The organism is Flavobacterium zepuense (assembly GCF_007097145.1).
Classification (GTDB): domain Bacteria; phylum Bacteroidota; class Bacteroidia; order Flavobacteriales; family Flavobacteriaceae; genus Flavobacterium; species Flavobacterium zepuense.
On record NZ_VJVZ01000010.1, the window covers coordinates 127,718 to 143,701 of the forward strand.

Annotated in this window: 18 protein-coding genes; 8 read left to right on the forward strand and 10 right to left on the reverse strand. The window is 42.0% G+C overall.

Features of this window, described 5'->3' with window-relative positions; translation table 11 throughout:
* Positions 1 to 57: 57 nt before the first annotated feature.
* The 3 genes from FMM05_RS15270 (at position 58) to FMM05_RS15280 (ending at position 2,239) form a co-directional block, all read left to right on the forward strand.
* A complete protein-coding gene (locus FMM05_RS15270; RefSeq protein ID WP_143374265.1) occupies positions 58 to 1,101 on the forward strand; it encodes a COX15/CtaA family protein in 1,044 nt (347 codons plus the stop codon).
* Between the two features lie 78 nt (positions 1,102 to 1,179).
* Positions 1,180 to 1,362, forward strand: coding sequence for a CsbD family protein (locus FMM05_RS15275; RefSeq protein ID WP_143374266.1), 183 nt, complete (start codon positions 1,180 to 1,182; stop codon positions 1,360 to 1,362).
* 445 nt (positions 1,363 to 1,807) lie between these two features.
* A complete protein-coding gene (locus FMM05_RS15280) occupies positions 1,808 to 2,239 on the forward strand; it encodes a DoxX family protein (RefSeq protein WP_143374267.1) in 432 nt (143 codons plus the stop codon).
* A 220-nt stretch (positions 2,240 to 2,459) separates the two neighbouring features.
* Here the strand turns inward: FMM05_RS15280 and FMM05_RS15285 are convergent, their stop codons facing one another.
* From FMM05_RS15285 to FMM05_RS15320, 8 genes are all read right to left on the reverse strand, one after another.
* Entirely contained in the window at positions 2,460 to 3,215 is a 756-nt protein-coding gene (locus tag FMM05_RS15285) for a LytR/AlgR family response regulator transcription factor (protein ID WP_143374268.1), read from the reverse strand.
* 142 nt (positions 3,216 to 3,357) lie between these two features.
* Positions 3,358 to 3,678, reverse strand: a complete 321-nt coding sequence (locus FMM05_RS15290; RefSeq protein ID WP_143374269.1) for a 2TM domain-containing protein — start codon at positions 3,676 to 3,678, stop codon at positions 3,358 to 3,360.
* 30 nt (positions 3,679 to 3,708) lie between these two features.
* On the reverse strand, positions 3,709 to 4,023 hold the full coding sequence (locus FMM05_RS15295; protein ID WP_143374270.1) for a 2TM domain-containing protein: 315 nt from the start codon (positions 4,021 to 4,023) through the stop codon (positions 3,709 to 3,711).
* A gap of 22 nt (positions 4,024 to 4,045) precedes the next feature.
* Entirely contained in the window at positions 4,046 to 4,342 is a 297-nt protein-coding gene (locus FMM05_RS15300; RefSeq protein WP_143374271.1) for a 2TM domain-containing protein, read from the reverse strand.
* A gap of 60 nt (positions 4,343 to 4,402) precedes the next feature.
* On the reverse strand, positions 4,403 to 4,696 hold the full coding sequence (locus FMM05_RS15305; protein ID WP_143374272.1) for a 2TM domain-containing protein: 294 nt from the start codon (positions 4,694 to 4,696) through the stop codon (positions 4,403 to 4,405).
* 45 nt (positions 4,697 to 4,741) lie between these two features.
* The gene (locus tag FMM05_RS15310) at positions 4,742 to 6,100 is read right to left on the reverse strand and encodes a 2TM domain-containing protein (RefSeq protein ID WP_143374273.1); all 1,359 of its coding nucleotides are present in this window, start codon (positions 6,098 to 6,100) and stop codon (positions 4,742 to 4,744) included.
* Between the two features lie 63 nt (positions 6,101 to 6,163).
* A complete protein-coding gene (locus FMM05_RS15315) occupies positions 6,164 to 6,787 on the reverse strand; it encodes a tetratricopeptide repeat protein (RefSeq protein WP_143374274.1) in 624 nt (207 codons plus the stop codon).
* Positions 6,788 to 7,189: 402 nt separating this feature from the next.
* Positions 7,190 to 8,005: a M48 family metallopeptidase gene (locus FMM05_RS15320; protein ID WP_143374275.1), complete on the reverse strand. Its 816-nt coding sequence runs from the start codon at positions 8,003 to 8,005 to the stop codon at positions 7,190 to 7,192.
* Positions 8,006 to 8,202: 197 nt separating this feature from the next.
* On the opposite strand from FMM05_RS15320, the gene FMM05_RS15325 reads away from it, so the two are divergent.
* The 5 genes from FMM05_RS15325 (at position 8,203) to cphA (ending at position 13,550) form a co-directional block, all read left to right on the forward strand.
* Positions 8,203 to 9,066: an alpha/beta hydrolase gene (locus FMM05_RS15325; protein ID WP_143374276.1), complete on the forward strand. Its 864-nt coding sequence runs from the start codon at positions 8,203 to 8,205 to the stop codon at positions 9,064 to 9,066.
* Complete coding sequence (gene msrB, locus FMM05_RS15330; protein WP_143374277.1) at positions 9,063 to 9,569, forward strand: peptide-methionine (R)-S-oxide reductase MsrB; 507 nt, start codon at positions 9,063 to 9,065, stop codon at positions 9,567 to 9,569. Before FMM05_RS15325 ends, msrB (FMM05_RS15330) begins: the two co-directional genes overlap by 4 nt.
* 29 nt (positions 9,570 to 9,598) lie before the next feature.
* Positions 9,599 to 10,000 (forward strand): peptide-methionine (R)-S-oxide reductase MsrB, encoded by a 402-nt coding sequence (gene msrB, locus FMM05_RS15335; protein WP_143374278.1) that lies wholly within the window; start codon positions 9,599 to 9,601, stop codon positions 9,998 to 10,000.
* Between the two features lie 86 nt (positions 10,001 to 10,086).
* Complete coding sequence (locus FMM05_RS15340) at positions 10,087 to 10,731, forward strand: endonuclease III domain-containing protein (protein WP_143374279.1); 645 nt, start codon at positions 10,087 to 10,089, stop codon at positions 10,729 to 10,731.
* A 197-nt stretch (positions 10,732 to 10,928) separates the two neighbouring features.
* Positions 10,929 to 13,550: a cyanophycin synthetase gene (gene cphA, locus FMM05_RS15345; protein ID WP_143374280.1), complete on the forward strand. Its 2,622-nt coding sequence runs from the start codon at positions 10,929 to 10,931 to the stop codon at positions 13,548 to 13,550.
* Positions 13,551 to 13,596: 46 nt separating this feature from the next.
* Here the strand turns inward: cphA and can are convergent, their stop codons facing one another.
* Positions 13,597 to 14,244: a carbonate dehydratase gene (gene can / locus FMM05_RS15350; RefSeq protein WP_143374281.1), complete on the reverse strand. Its 648-nt coding sequence runs from the start codon at positions 14,242 to 14,244 to the stop codon at positions 13,597 to 13,599.
* Between the two features lie 37 nt (positions 14,245 to 14,281).
* Positions 14,282 to 15,913, reverse strand: a complete 1,632-nt coding sequence (locus tag FMM05_RS15355; RefSeq protein WP_143374282.1) for a SulP family inorganic anion transporter — start codon at positions 15,911 to 15,913, stop codon at positions 14,282 to 14,284.
* Positions 15,914 to 15,984 lie beyond the last annotated feature (71 nt).

The window sequence follows — 15,984 nt, forward strand, 5'->3', positions numbered from 1 at the left end:
TATCATTTTACAACTGCAACGGAATTAATATCTTACGATAAATTAAATATACATAAAATGAAACAGCTGTTTCCAAAAATAACAAAAACAGCCCTAATTCTCGTTTACCTTGTAATTGTTGCCGGTGCATTGGTACGCATGACGGGCTCCGGCATGGGCTGCCCGGATTGGCCAAGGTGCTTTGGGTACTATATACCACCTACTGATATTAAGGAACTTATGTGGGCACCTAACCGCGAATTTAAGTCGGGGCAGGTTATTATTAAAGACGAAAAGCTTTGGGTTGCCAAAGAAACCTTTACTACCGGTGCCGAATACAATGCATCCAACTGGGATGCCTACACCAAACACGATTATGCCGAGTTTAACCCTTTACACACTTGGGTTGAATACGTTAACCGACTGATAGGAGCCCTTGCAGGCCTTGCAGTACTGGCAATGGCAATAGCATCATTCAGCTTAAGGAAAACAAAACCGGGCATTATAGGGCTATCATGGCTTGCTGTCATATTAATGGGATTTCAGGCATGGTTAGGAGCAACAGTGGTTTACAGCGTCTTAAACCCTGTAAAGATTACCATACATATGGTAGCGGCGCTGGTTATAGTTGCACTGATACTCTACATTTTAGATAAAGCCAAAGACCTGACCCTGCAACAGCCTGTTTTTAAATACGATAGATTCTTTAAAATACTGCTCTGGCTTTCGCTGATACTCACACTTATACAGGTAGTTTTAGGTACCGAAGTTCGCCAGTTTGTAGATGAGCGCATTAAAATGCTCGGGTATGAGAACCTTGCCCTGGTAATGGATGAACCCATCATTAACTTCTACATACACAGGTCGTTCTCTATCTTGGTTTTGGCCATGAACATCTGGCTGTTTATTATGAACAAACAAAAAGGACTTGGCTTTGCCAAAACATCTTGGGTGTTGTGCCTTATTTTACTTGAAGTGGCCTCAGGCATAGCCATGTACAACTTTGATTTTCCGTTTGCATCGCAAAGCATACACGTGGTAACAGCCTCTATTTTGTTCGGAATCCAGTTTTACATGATATTGGAAAGCAGGCGTGTAAACGTTAGCACTACCAACATTTAGCATAGCTTTATAATTCCTTTACCACTAATTTGGCAAAACAAGATGTAATTTTACTATGTAATCAAAATACAATACATCATGCCAAATTCAACTGAATTACAAGGAAACTGGGACGAATTTAAAGGAAAACTTAAACAAAAATATGCCGAACTTACAGACGATGATCTGAAATATGAGGAAGGCAAAGACGATGAAATGTGGGGACGTCTTGAACAGAAAATAGGCAAAGCGAAAAAAGAAATTCTTTCTTTATTCCAATAGTCCATATTTTCCTTCAGGAAACTTACCACATATTCCGAAACTGTTCTGTAAACAAATTTTGTTTGCCGAACAGTTTTTTTATATCCTTACACCACCCAAAAACACTAAAAAAGTGCTTAATATTTCACTTTTGGATTTTAAGATGCATAAAAAACATCTGTTTTTATTCAATTTATATAGCTTTAAACTTACAAATAGCTTAATATTTCACTTTTGGACTTTGAGTTTGTCAAAATAGATTTTTGGATTTTTGGCTAGTTAGATTTTTAGAAATTCATCATAGGGATCCCAAAGTTAATTTTGAAATTTGTGATTTGTGATTTGAAATTTGTGATTTGAAATTTAAAAAATTTGGTGCTTCTAATTTTTTCCCCTAATCATAAAATTGATTTAAAAAAAATGTTTTTAAAAATGCCGTAGCTAACTTTATATAAAAAGCCACATTATGGAAACCAAACCACGTTATACAAAAACACAAAATTTTTCGAGGATAGCATTAGGTGCCATGCTGGTTACGGCAGGTATAGGCCACCTTACCTTTTCACGTAAAGAATTTCAGGCGCAGGTGCCCGACTGGGTTCCTGTAGATAAAGATACAACCGTTTTACTATCGGGAGTGGCAGAGATACTCTTAGGCGCAGCTATTGCGGGTTTGAAAAAGGAGCGGGTTACAACTGGCATTGTAGCAGCAAGCTTTTTTGCAGCGGTGTTTCCGGGTAATATAGCCCAATACAGGAACCATCGCGATGGCTTTGGGCTGGACACCGATAACAAACGCCTGGCGCGGCTGTTCTTTCAGCCGGTGCTTATGGGTTGGGCGCTGTTTGGTGGTGGGGCTTTAAATAAGGGTAGTAAAGCCCATAGCAGGATTTTATAGGTATAGATTTTAGATTTGGCTGAAGCCATCAAATAGCTATATTTCTCATCCCCCGGCTGAAGCCGGGGGCAACACATCTTAGCAATCCCCTTAATTTTGGCTGAAGCCATCAAATAGCCATTCTTCTCTCCCCCCGGCTGAAGCCGGGGGCAATACACCTTAGCGGTTACAAAGCAACCGTGGCAATCTGTCAACCGTCAACTGAAAACTGAAAACTTTCTCATCCCAGCCACTCCCTAAAGTCGTTTACGCGCTCGCGGCTCACAATAACCTCATCTTCTTTATAGGTGGGCGGGATAACTTTTAGGCGGCTGTTGGTATATACCACGATGTCTTTAATGGCAGTGATGCTCACAATAAATTTTCGGCTTACGCGGAAAAACTGCTTTGGGTCCAGCTCGGCTTCCAGTTGCTCCAGGGTGCACTCCAGCAGGTAATCGCGATTATCTGTAGTATGAATGTAAGTACCCTTATTTTCGCTGTAAAAGCATTCAGCGTCCTCAATATTGATCATCTTAAGGTGCTGCCCCATTTTAATGGTAAAACGCTTCTTATACGTCTTTTCGGCAGGGTTTGAGAGCATTCGTTTTATCTGGTCGAAATCCAGAGCCAGTGGTTGCGCCTTAGGCTGGCGCTCGCGGAATTTATTCACCGCAGCTTCCAGATCATCTTCGTCAATGGGCTTCAACAGGTAATCAATACTGTTCAGCTTAAAGGCTCTGAGGGCATACTCATCATAGGCTGTTGTAAAAATGACAGCGCTGTTAATGGTTTGGACATCAAAAATCTCAAACGAAAGCCCGTCCGATAGCTGGATGTCAAGAAAGATCAGGTCGGGGTGCTCATTATTGGCAAACCACGCTAATGATTCTTCTACCGAGTGCAGCATGGTGCCGGCCTCTATACCCAGTTTTTGCAGTTTGCGTTGCAGCAGGCGTGCCGCAGGCTTTTCGTCTTCTATAATTATAACATTCATTTTTTGGTTGTCAGTTGTTGGTTGTCGGTTGTTAGCGGGGGAAATTCGTAATTCGTAATTCGTAATTCGTAATTCGTAATTCGTAATTCGTAATTCGTAATTTTTAAATCTAAAATCTGAATTCTAAAATCTTAAATCTCCTTTACTCCCACTTATCTTTTTTCTCGGTATTCCTGTCCATGTATTCGCGAATTTTACGCTCCTCCCAGTCGGCGCCAAAAAACAGGTCGGTCCCAAAAACCCCAAAGGCATGAATGGCAAGGCCTATACCCCAAAAAAATGCTGTTGAGAAGGTTTTCCACTCAAAAAAATGCTCACCGGGCTCCATATCGGCCCAATGCATAATTATCAGCACTGCATTAACTATAAGGTAAGCAGCAAAGTGCTTGTACCAGCCTTTAATCGCCTTTACTTTTTTGCGGGCTTTTTCTACCCGCTTTTGTTCTTCAAAAGAATTTTCCATGACACAAATTATTAAAATCGGTTGTGTAATTTAGTATTGCTTATTATTTTCTTTATCAATTAACTGCTTCAGCTTGCGCTCTTCCCAGTGTTTGGGCAGCAGTAGTTTATAACCCCAAACCGTTGCCCAGTGCGCCAGTAAGCCTAACGCACCCAAACCCGCAGTGATTACAAACGTAGTATGCCAAAATGTTTCGGGCAGCTTTACCACTTCGGCAAGTTTAAAAATCAACAACCCAATATTAAGGGTAGTGTAGGAGCCCAGGTGGGTGTAAAAGCTTTTAATATCCTTTAGCCTGTTTAAAGCTTCAAAATCCTGTTCTTTATAATTAAAAAAGTCTTTCATAATGCCTGTTTTAAGGTTTAGGTTACATAAACTTACTTTTCTTTTCCTCTTTATCCATCAGCTCCTTAAGCTTACGGTCTTCCCAGTCGCGGCCCAGGAACGGGATGTACCCAAAGGCACTCATGCCCTGAAATAAAAGGCCTGTACCCCAACCCAGTATTGAGAACCAGAACCAATGAAATTCCGGCGAAAATTTAAGGTTAATAACAATAAGGACCGGGATCATAATGCAGTAGGACAACAGGTTATAACCAAATCCTTTTATTTCTTTTACTTTATCTTTTGCTTTTTTATAAGCAATGTCATCATATTCTTCCATAACGATCATATTTTAAAATTATCCGACATCAATTTTATAGTCCTTGATCTGAGATTAGAATTACCGCCACTGTTTACCGTTTTCTTTTTCTACCAGTTCCTGTATTTTACGCTGTTCCCAATCGTGCCCAAAAAACGGCAGCACGTTAAAAACACCAATACCGTGTAGTGCAACACCTATACCCCAACCCAAAGCCGGCCACAAAAACCAAAGATAGTATGGGGATGTGGCGAGGTTAATTATCAACAGCGTAATAATTACAACTGCATAGCAAAAAAGGTGAAAGTAAAAACCTTTAATATGTTTTACGCGCTTGCTAACGCTTTTGTAAACTTCTGTATCTGTATTTTCCATAATACTATTTTTTTTGATGATTGATGATTAAACTCCTGTGTTTAGTTATTTCCACTTATTGTTGCGTTCTCGCTCCAGTAACTCTTTGATCTTTCTTTCTTCCCAGCCTGATCCTAAAAAGGGCATAAAGTTAAATACACTCATGGCATGTATGGCTACCCCTAAGCCCCAGCCCATTGCCGGGTAAAAAAACCATAAATGCTCTGCCCCTGTGTAAAGGTTTAAGATGGCAAGCCCTGTAATAACAACAATATAAGAAAATAAGTTGCCGTAAAAACCTTTAATCTCTTCTACCTTTTTCTGTGCTTTATAATAATTGCTTTGCTCATCGCTTTGCGTATTGTATGTAGTTTCCATAATTGTTACTTGTTTGGTTAATACCGGTAGTTTTACCGCAAAATGTTTTTCTGTCTGCTCTATCTTTACGCGTCTTGCGGTAATAATTGCATAGCGGCTTACAATATTCTGTAGCCCAACACCTTTACGGTCCTGTAGTACTTCTTTCTTTTGGAAATCGTTTTGTACCACCAGGTAGCCGTCTTCTTCAAAAATCCTTATATGCAGCGGTTTCTGCTCGCTTACAATATTGTGCTTTACCGTATTTTCTAACAGCAGTTGTAACGATAAGGGTACCACCCGCGCATCAAGGCTTGATACTTTTATGGGCAGCTCATAAAACACACTATTCTCAAACCTCATTTTAAGCAGGTTCATGTATGTTTTGGCGAATGAAAGCTCCTCCTCTACACTTACTAACTCCTTATCCTTTTGTTCCAGCACGTAGCGGTACACCTTAGATAAAGATGTGGTAAATTTTTGGGCCGCATCGGGGTTTTCTTCAATAAGCGAACTCAGTACATTAAGGCTGTTAAAAAGAAAATGCGGATCGATCTGGTTTTTAAGTGTTTCAAATTTTGCCGATGCCGTACCTGCAATTATCTTTTGCTGCTTTACCCTGTTTTCCTGGTATTGTTTGTAAAAGTAAAACAGGTGCAGCGAAAAGGTAAAAACAAGGGTAATGATCATAGGAACGTAGTAATTGCTAATATGCTCCTCGGTAAAAAATTGCGGCAGTGTTTTATCCTGTATGTAAACATCTTCAAAAATTCGCAGCAGCAGTACAATTAAGACCGATACTATAAAGGAACTTAAAAACCCGGTTAGCAGCCTTTTAGCCGACATGCGCACCCCGTGAAAGATCTTATCCATCACGATAAATACCACCATATTGCCCATGTGCAGCATAACGGTATACAGCATTATGAAAAAGAACTGGCGTATAAGATTGGGATTCCATCCAAAAGGGGTGCCTCCCGCAAGTGCAATAAGGTAAAGCACTATAAAAATTATAACCCCAAGCCCCAGGGCCTTTAAAAATTCTCTGAATACAGTTCTTAATTTCATAGTATGCGCTTACGTTGCTTATTGCCTTTAGCCTAATTGCTAATTGCCTATTGCTAAATTCTCTTACTCTTTACACTTTTTAAGTGCTTCTTCTGCCCTTTCTTTACCCCACTTAGGGCTAAAAGGCGTTTCCGGCTTAAAGGTAGCAAAAAGTGCAACAGCTCGTTCTATTTCCTTACACATAGGGGCAGTATCATTACCAAAATAAGCCGCCGATCCAATCTCAAACTCGGCTTTGCTAAACACAACCCTGGGGTTGTTAGGCGCTAACACTAAAGCTTTTGTGTAAATTTCATTCACCTTGCCCGATAACTTCATTCCGTTATTCATAGGGTCGTATACAATCCACGCGGTGTGTATTAAAGCCTGCATAACCAACAGCTCGGCATTGTTAGGCGATAGTGCCGTGGCATTGTCCTGTGCCGTTTGTGCTTTTAGCAATAATGCACTTATTTTTTCTTTGTCTTTTATCTGAAAAGCCTCGGTAGTGTTTACAAGTGCAACGTAGTAAGATGGCAGCCAGTTGGTTTTCTCTGCCCCGGCTATCCTTTCAAAAAGAGCCGATGCTTCGGTAGTTTTGTTCTCGCCCCATAGTGCGAATGCTTTTTGCATACCGGTTTCATATTGCGATTGTGCGCTAACACAGTTGAAAACAAATAAGATAATAAGGGTAATAATGCGTATCATAACTTTAAGGTTTAAATTGGTTGTTGTATTTTGATAGAGCAAAGGTGCACACATTTTACAACCCTTAAAAAAGTGTATTACCCAACTGTAGAATTAAGCGGATGAATTGTAATTCTTTTCTTTTGTATTGAAACAAAAGGAACAAAAATTCAGGGCTACAATCTTTTTAGCTACAAATTATATTGAACAGGCTAAATCATCTGAACTCGATACGCTTTAAAACAGCAAGTGATTTTAATGCCTTTTCTTATAACTTTAATACACATATAAAAAAAAGGTCGGAAGAAAAATCTTCCGACCATGATTAGCCTAAAAGCAGCCATATTTTTAAAAATCAAATTCCAAATGACAAATTCCAAACTCCAAATCTCACTTCTCGATTCTCACTTCTCAAATCTTAAATTAAAACTTAACCCCAAACTTAGCGGCTTGTGCCTTTGCATTTGGTATTTCGCTTGTAATTTTGCTTATCCTTGTAGCCCCACTTGGGTGGGTACTCATAAATTCCGGTGGTGCACCGCCGCCTGAGTTGGCTTCCATCCTTTTCCAGAATTCTAAGGCTTTTTCAGGATTGTAACCTGCAATAGCCATTAGTGTAAGGCCTACCTCATCTGCCTCATTCTCATTGCTGCGGCTAAATGGCAAAATAGCGCCATATTGTGCACCAAGGCCATACGCCTGCTGAAATATTTGCTGTGCCGTAGCACTTTGTCCCGCTGTTGCTGCACCTAAACCTGCCGCACCATACTGTGCCACTGCATCGCGGCTCATACGTTGTGCTCCGTGGTTAAGCAATGCGTGTGCCACCTCATGCCCCATTACGGTTGCAAGCCCTGCTTCATCTTTTGTAATAGGCAATATTCCGCTGTACACTACAATTTTACCGCCCGGCATACACCATGCGTTAACATCTTTGCTCTCTACCAGTTTGTACTCCCACGCATAGCCCTCAAGGTACGCCGACTGCCCCACAGAGGCAAGGTATTTCTCGGCAGCTGCCTTGATTTTTTGGCCTACACTGGTAACCATAGTAGCCTGCGATGTACCGCTGATAACTTTATTCTCAGTTAAAAACTGGTTGTATTGCTGAAATGACGTTGGAAATATTTCGTTGTTAGATACAATATTAAAAGTCTGTTTGCCTGTAAACGGATTGGTTGAGCAGGCAGATATCAGCAATGCGAAGATTACCGATAAGGTTAATACACTTCTTTTCATAGTTAAATTGGTTGTTATGTTTTCCACAAAATTAACAAATTAAAATGATAAAAATTTCCGAAAAAACCGTGGTACTCGTTAAAGTATTTGTAAATATTTAAATACCTGTAATTTATAAGTAAGAAAAAATCGGCTTTAAGTAGTATGCATGCATTATAAAAAATTAGCTTTACCTTTATGCAGCTAATAAATAAGGTATGACAGCGCATAAAAAACTACACAACTCATCGGTTAAAATTCCAAAGTTCATAACTGTAACTGCTAAAACATTAGAGGCGGTTTCAAGGCCATTGGCAGTAAAGTTTATGATGCGCCTGTTCACTACTCCAATAAAACACAAAATACCCAAACGTGAGGAAGAAATGAACCGCAACAGCAGGCAGGAGCTTGTGATGGTTCCGTCCCTTAGGAAAAGCATAAACGTATATCACTTTGGCGAAAGCCAAAGAAAAGTTTTACTTGTACACGGCTGGAGCGGCCGTGGTACACAATTGCATTCTATTGCGGCAAAACTTATTAAAAACGGTTACAGTACCATAAGTTTTGATGCACCCGCGCACGGTAAATCTTCCGGAAAGACGAGTGATATGACCGAGTTTATTGCATCTATACTTCTCCTTGAACAAAAATACGGGCCATTTGAGTATGCTATAGGGCATTCACTTGGCGCTATGGCAGTGCTGAATGCTGTAAAACGCGGACTTAAAATTAAGAAGGCCGTTACCATAGGCAGCGGCGATATTATAAAGGATATTATGGACGACTTTACTAAAAAATTAGGCATGGATATTGCAACCGGTAGCATGATGATACACAAATTTGAAAAGAAATTTGGCGAAACCATTAACAACTATTCGGCGTATATAGCAGCAAAGGAGGTTACTATCCCGGTACTGATGTTTCATGATAATGATGATGCTGATGTACCCGTTAGTGCCGCCTATCATATTAAAGAGAATTTAGCTGATGCTACCCTTGTAGTTACCGATGGATTGGGCCACCGCAAAATTTTAGGAGATAAAACCGTAATTAAACAGATAATAGATTTTATAGAGCAATGAAAAAACTAATGATATTGATAGTCCTGTTTTCTCTAACCGCGTGCCAGGGACAGGATAAAAAGGCTGAACCATCTAAAGCAGAAAACCAGTTACCGGCAAAACCTAACGGTAAAGTGGTAAAGACAGATGCCGAATGGAAAAAAGTGCTTACTGAGGAGCAGTATGCCGTACTGCGTGAAAAAGCTACCGAGAGACCATTTACCGGTGAATACTACAAAAACTTTAAAAAAGGCGTTTACGTTTGTGCGGCTTGCGGCAACCCATTATTTAACTCTGATGCTAAATTTGACTCAGAATGCGGTTGGCCGTCTTTCGACCAGGCTATTAAGGGTAGCGTAATTTATAAAGAAGACAACTCGGTAGGTATGCAGCGTGTAGAGGTTATGTGCGCCAACTGTGGCGGCCACCTGGGCCACGTTTTTGATGACGGCCCGCAAAAAACCACAGGAAAACGCTTTTGTACTAACTCTGTTTCTATTAAATTTATACCTGCTGCCAAATAAGACGGCAGCTTAATTTAAAATACTAGTATATGAGCACTTCAGATAAATATCCGCTGCAAAAATCAGAGGCCGAATGGAAAGAACAATTAGGCCTTGAACGTTACAAAATTTTACGCCAAAAAGGTACCGAGTTTCCGCACTCCGGCAAATACAACCTTTCTTTTGATAAAGGCACTTACTGCTGTGGCGCCTGTGGCGAACCACTTTTTAAAAGCGACTCTAAATTTGAGTCGGGTTGCGGCTGGCCATCGTTTGATGAGTCCATTCCCGGCAAAGTTGAGTATATTAAAGACACTACTTTCGGTATGCTGCGCACAGAGATTTTATGTGCTAACTGCGGCAGCCACCTGGGCCACGTTTTTGACGACGGCCCTACCCAAACCGGCCAGCGCTACTGTGTAAATTCGCTGTCGGTTGACTTTAAAGAATAAATAGACTAATTATAAACAGCCCTGCTTTGTAAAGCGGGGCTGTTTTGTTTAAAATAAATCTGTAATTTTATAATTAAAGCTACAAAATGGATCTATTTATGGAAGGTACCGACTGGCCTAAGGCGCTAAGGCCCCTCATAGCAAAATATAAGGGCGAGCAGCACCCGCTGGATTATAAAAATATTTACCAGCTACTGATTATGGTAGTGCTTAGTGCACAGGACAGCGACGCGCATATTAATAAGCTCGCCCCTGATTTCTTTAAAAAATACCCCAATATGAAAACGCTTGCCAAAGCCAACACGGCAGAGCTTACCGAGGCGTTATCGGAAGTTCGCTTTCATACCAACAAGATTGCCTGGCTGCAGGAAATTGCAGAGACGGTTAAGGAAGATAAAAACATCCCAACCACCATGAAGGAGCTTACGGCACTTAAAGGCGTTGGGCGAAAATCAGCTAACGTAATAATGCGCGAAGCCGGCGTGAAGGCCGAAGGTGTGATGGTAGACCTGCATGTGGTGCGCGTTGCCCCCCGATTAGGTATTGCGAAAGGTAAAAATGCCGATAAAATAGAGAAAGAGATCATGGCTGCACTACCGCAGGATATGTGGGGCGAAATTGGTATGGCTATCTCTTTTTTAGGGCGCGAAACCTGCCGCCCTACCAACCCCAAACACAGCGAATGCATAGTGAGCAATGTTTGTGAATATTGCCACGAGCTCAAAAAATAAAATTCAGTATATATAAGGAGAGGTTAGCTCTCCTTTTTTTATTTGTATATTAATACATCTGAAAATTATTGTTTATATTTTGTTAAGTTCTTATTTATAGACAGTTAAAAACAAAAAACTTCCCAAACTTTAGTTAATCCAATTGTGTATTTTAGGCGCCTTAAGTAATTTGGTGTATCTAAATAACAGCTAACCAAATGGATATCCTGAAAATACAAGTACTTCGCGGCCCAAATATCTGGAGCAACTACCGCACTAAACTTATACAAATGCGCCTTGATATTGGCGAACTCGAAAACTACCCAACCGACAGGATTCCCGGATTTAGGGAACGCCTGCAAACCGTATTGCCTACTCTTGTAGAGCACGAGTGCAGCGAAGGTACTCGCGGCGGATTCTTTTTACGTGTAGAGCGTGGCACCTGGATGGGTCATGTGGTAGAGCATATTGCGTTAGAGATACAAACCCTTGCGGGGATGAATCCCGGGTATGGCCGCACGCGCGGCACCAACGACAAAGGTGTTTACAACGTAGTTTTTGCCTATGACGATGAAGAAGCCGGCCTATATGCCGCAAAAGCAGCCGTTGCCCTTGCCGAAGCACTGGTAACTGATGCACCATACGACCTGGATGCTGATATTAAAAAGCTAAAAGAAATTTGCGCGCAAAACTGCCTGGGCCCAAGTACTAAAAGCATTGTAGACGAAGCCGTAAAACGCAATATACCCTGGCTGCGCCTGGGCACCGACTCTATGATACAGTTGGGTTACGGGTCAAGACAAATGCGCATTCAGGCTACTACTACCTCAAAAACCAACATCCTTGCTGCGGGATTAGCATCTAATAAAGACCGTACTAAGAAAATGCTTTCGGCGGCGGCAATCCCTGTACCTAAAGGAGGCGTATGTACCGATGAACTTTCCCTCAAAGATGTTATAAACAGCATTGGCTACCCATTGGTTATAAAACCGATAGATGGCAACCAAGGCAAAGGTGCTACTATAAATATTACAACTTGGGAGCAGGCTGTTGCAGCACTTGCTATTGCCCAAAACTTTGGCCGCCGCGTAATTGCAGAACAATTTGTTACTGGTTTTGATTATAGGGTGCTGGTAATTGACAATAAGTTTGCTGCCGCCGCTAAACGCATTCCTGCGCACGTAGTGGGTACAGGTATGGAAACCATCGCCACACTTATAGATATTGTAAACTTTGACGTTAGGCGTGGTAACGGACATGAAAACGTACTCACCAAAATAAAGATAGATGCAGATACCGAAGACATGCTTACCAAACAGGGCTATGCACTGAACAGCATTCCGGCAAGGGGCGAGGTCATTTATTTAAAATCTACCGCTAACCTCAGTACCGGCGGTACAGCTATAGATGCCACCGATGAAATTCACCCTGATAATATTGCGCTTGCAGAAAGGGTTGCACAGATCATCGGGCTCGACATTTGCGGTATCGACATTATGGCGCCAAGCCTATCAGAACCAATAAAGCTAAATGGTGGTAAAATATTAGAGGTTAATGCGGCACCGGGTTTCAGGATGCACCTTGCCCCTACCGAGGGTACTCCGCGCAACGTTGCAGCTCCGGTAGTAGATATGCTGTTTCCGCCAAACGTACCAAGCCGTATTCCTATAATTGCGGTTACCGGCACTAACGGCAAAACCACCACTACCCGATTGCTGGCCCACATTGCGCAATCTACAGGGCTTACTACCGGTTTTACCACCACCGATGGCATCTATATAAACAACAAACTAATGCTGGAGGGTGATACCACAGGCCCTGTAAGCGGCCAGTTTATCCTTAAAGACCCAACGGTAGACTTTGCTGTTTTAGAGACAGCCAGGGGCGGTATATTGCGTAATGGGCTTTGCTTTAAAGAATGCGATTTAGCCGTTATAACCAATATTAAGGAAGACCATTTAGGGTTGAATGACATTAATACTCTCGAAGAACTTTGCAACGTTAAGGCCGTCGTGGCGCGCAGTGTTAAAAAAGACGGTTGGGCTATTTTAAATGCCGATGACGAGTACTGCCGCAATATCGCCAACGAATTGGATTGTAATGTGGCCTACTTTAGCCTCGACAATAAAAATGAGCACATACACAGGCTTTACGCCCAAGGCAAAACGGTTGCTATGTGCGAAGACGGTTACCTTACCGTAAAGCAAAATGAAAAGATATTACACCTTGTACACGTTACCGAAGTGCCACTTACACAGGGCGGAAAGATAAAATTTATGGTGGCTAATGCATTAGCCGCAACGCTTGCTGCACACCTGTATGGCTTTAGCGCCAAACAAATACACGATTCGCTGGCAAGTTTTGTACCGGGCTACGAACTTACCCCCGGCCGTATGAACCATTTTGATATGGGCAACTTTAATGTGTTGGTAGACTATGCCCACAACCCTCATGGCTATGAAGCGGTAGAAGATTACGTACACAACTACCATGCAAAGAAAAAAATAGGTATCATATCGGGTATTGGCGACAGGCGTGACGAGGATATCCGCCAGTGTGCCGCCATTGCCGCCCGAATGTTCGATCATATTATAATCCGCCAGGAACATGACCTGAGGGGCAATAACGAGCAAAACATTACCCATTTGCTTATAGATGGTCTTACAGCAGACGGCAAACAAATTACCTATGATGTGATACCCGATGAAGAAGATGCGATAAGGCACGCGCTGTCGCTTGCCGCTGAAGGGGATTTGGTAGTTGCATTAACCGAGCAGATAACCAAAGTGGTAAATGTTATTAAGCTGCACCAGGATAAAAACCAACACCAGCATGCATAAAAAATCCCGCGAAAGCGGGATCTTTTGTTTATAAAACTATCGTTTCTTAAAATAATATTCGGTCAACCGTATCAAGGTCAGAGTTATCGCAAAGGTTAACGCCAAGATCTTTTACAATACCGTCGTTAAGTCCGTATACCCATCCGTGCAGGCAAAGTTCCTGCCCATCGCGCCATGCACCCTGTACAATAGATGTTTTAGCAAGATGATGCACCTGCTCTTTTACATTTATCTCTACAAAGGCATTAAATCGTGCGTGATCGTCTATTATAGAGTTAAGGTACTGGTGGTTGTGCCTGTAAACATCTTTAATGTGCCTTATCCAGTTATCTATAATACCAATAGATGAGCTGCCCATAGCGGCCTTAACGCCACCACAGCCATAATGGCCGCATACAATTACGTGTTTAACTTTAAGCACGTTAACGGCATAATCCAGTACGCTAAGCATGTTCATATCGCTGTGCACTACCATGTTCGCAATGTTGCGGTGTACAAAAACCTCTCCCGGTGCTGCGCCTATAACTTCGTTAGCCGGTACGCGGCTATCAGAACAGCCTATCCATAATAACGGGGGTGCCTGTCCGCTGGCCAGCTTTTGAAAATATTCCGGATCGGTATTAATTTTAGTTTCCGACCATATTTTGTTGTTATCTAATATCTTTTTATAAAATTCGTCGTGTCCGTGGTTCATTTTTCGTGTGTGTAAATTCTGCTTTTGCAGATATGTATTAGCTATTTAGTTTCTCTTCCTGTAGTTTTTTTTTTGAAACATGTTCTACAAACACGTTAGAGTTGCCCACTCCTGTATTCTGGAGTTCATAGGCATCTTTAAAGCCCATAAGCGTAACGGTAATGTTTTGCTCTAAAGCCTTAACATCCCTAAATTCCTGAATAAGATCCAGTACATCATGCGCAATATAAACGGTATCGCTGGCATCTATCACTACCACCGATCCGTCCGGGATATCATTTAGCGTAGCTTTTATTGCTGCTTTATTAAGGAACGATACCTCCTGCGCCAATGCAATGTGAATAATATCGCCTTCGTTATATTCTTCTTTCTTAAAGTTATAAGCTCTTTTAAGGTTACCTCTAAGTATAAATATCACGCTTATTACCATGCCCAGTGCCACGCCTTTAAGAAGGTCGGTTGCCACTACCGCTACCAGGGTAGCAATAAACGGAATAAACTGGTATTTGCCTTTGTGCCAAAAATGCATCAGCTTGGCAGGGCTTGCCAGTTTATAACCCACCATAAGCAATACGGCAGCTAACGTGGCAAGTGGTATTTTGTTTAATATAACCGGTATAGCCAGCACACAAATAAGCAGCAATACACCATGTATAATAGCCGATGCCTTAGTTTTTGCACCCGCATTGGCATTGGCCGATGACCGCACCACTACCGATGTCATAGGGAGCCCACCAATAAGCGCGCTCAGCATATTACCTATCCCCTGTGCTTTAAGTTCACGGTTGGTATTGGTATAACGTTTCTGAACGTCCATCCTGTCAGATGCTTCAATACATAAAAGTGTCTCTATGGAGGCCACAACAGTAATGGTGGCTGCTGTTATCCAAACCTGCGGATTGGCAAATCCTGTAAAGTCTGGTGTAACAATGATTCCTTTTAATTCGGCTAACGACTGCGGAACCGGAAGCGTAACCAAATGGCTTGCTTCTAACTTTAAAACGCTGCCGGTGCGTGTAAATACCTCGTTTAAAACAATCCCTGTAATAACGGCTACCAATGCACCCGGTACAAGTTTAAGCCTTTTTAAAACGCCTATTTTGTCCCAGCATATCAGTATGGCCAGCGATAGTAATGCAATCACTAATGCGCCGGGTTGAATGCGGGCTAAAATTTCGGGTACATCACTAAACGGGTTGCCCCCATCAAGGTGAAAAAGGGTTTCGTCACCCTCATAGTCCTTATCATAGCCTACGGCGTGTTCTATCTGGTTCAGGATAATAATTACACCTATACCGGCAAGCATGCCTTCTATAACGTTAGACGGAAAGTAATTGGATATACTGCCTGCTTTTATAAAGCCCAGTATCAGCTGCATAGCTCCTGCAAGAAATACACTTAGCAGGAATAATTGAAACGAACCAAAAGTGCCTATTGCCGTTAGCACAATGGCCGTAAGCCCGGCAGCTGGGCCGGAAACACTAATGTTAGAGTTGCTGAGCGAACCCACAACTATACCACCTATTACACCTGCAATAATGCCCGAAAGCGGCGGCGCGCCCGATGCTAAGGCAATACCTAAACACAGTGGCAAAGCCACTAAAAACACCACAAGCCCCGATGGAAAATCGGCCTTGAGGCTATCTAAAAAACCAGTTTTTTTTGTCATAACCTAAAAGAAAATATAATACACATGTTTTACTTTAAAACCGGCAAGGCTTTAAAGTTGGCCCGTTGTGG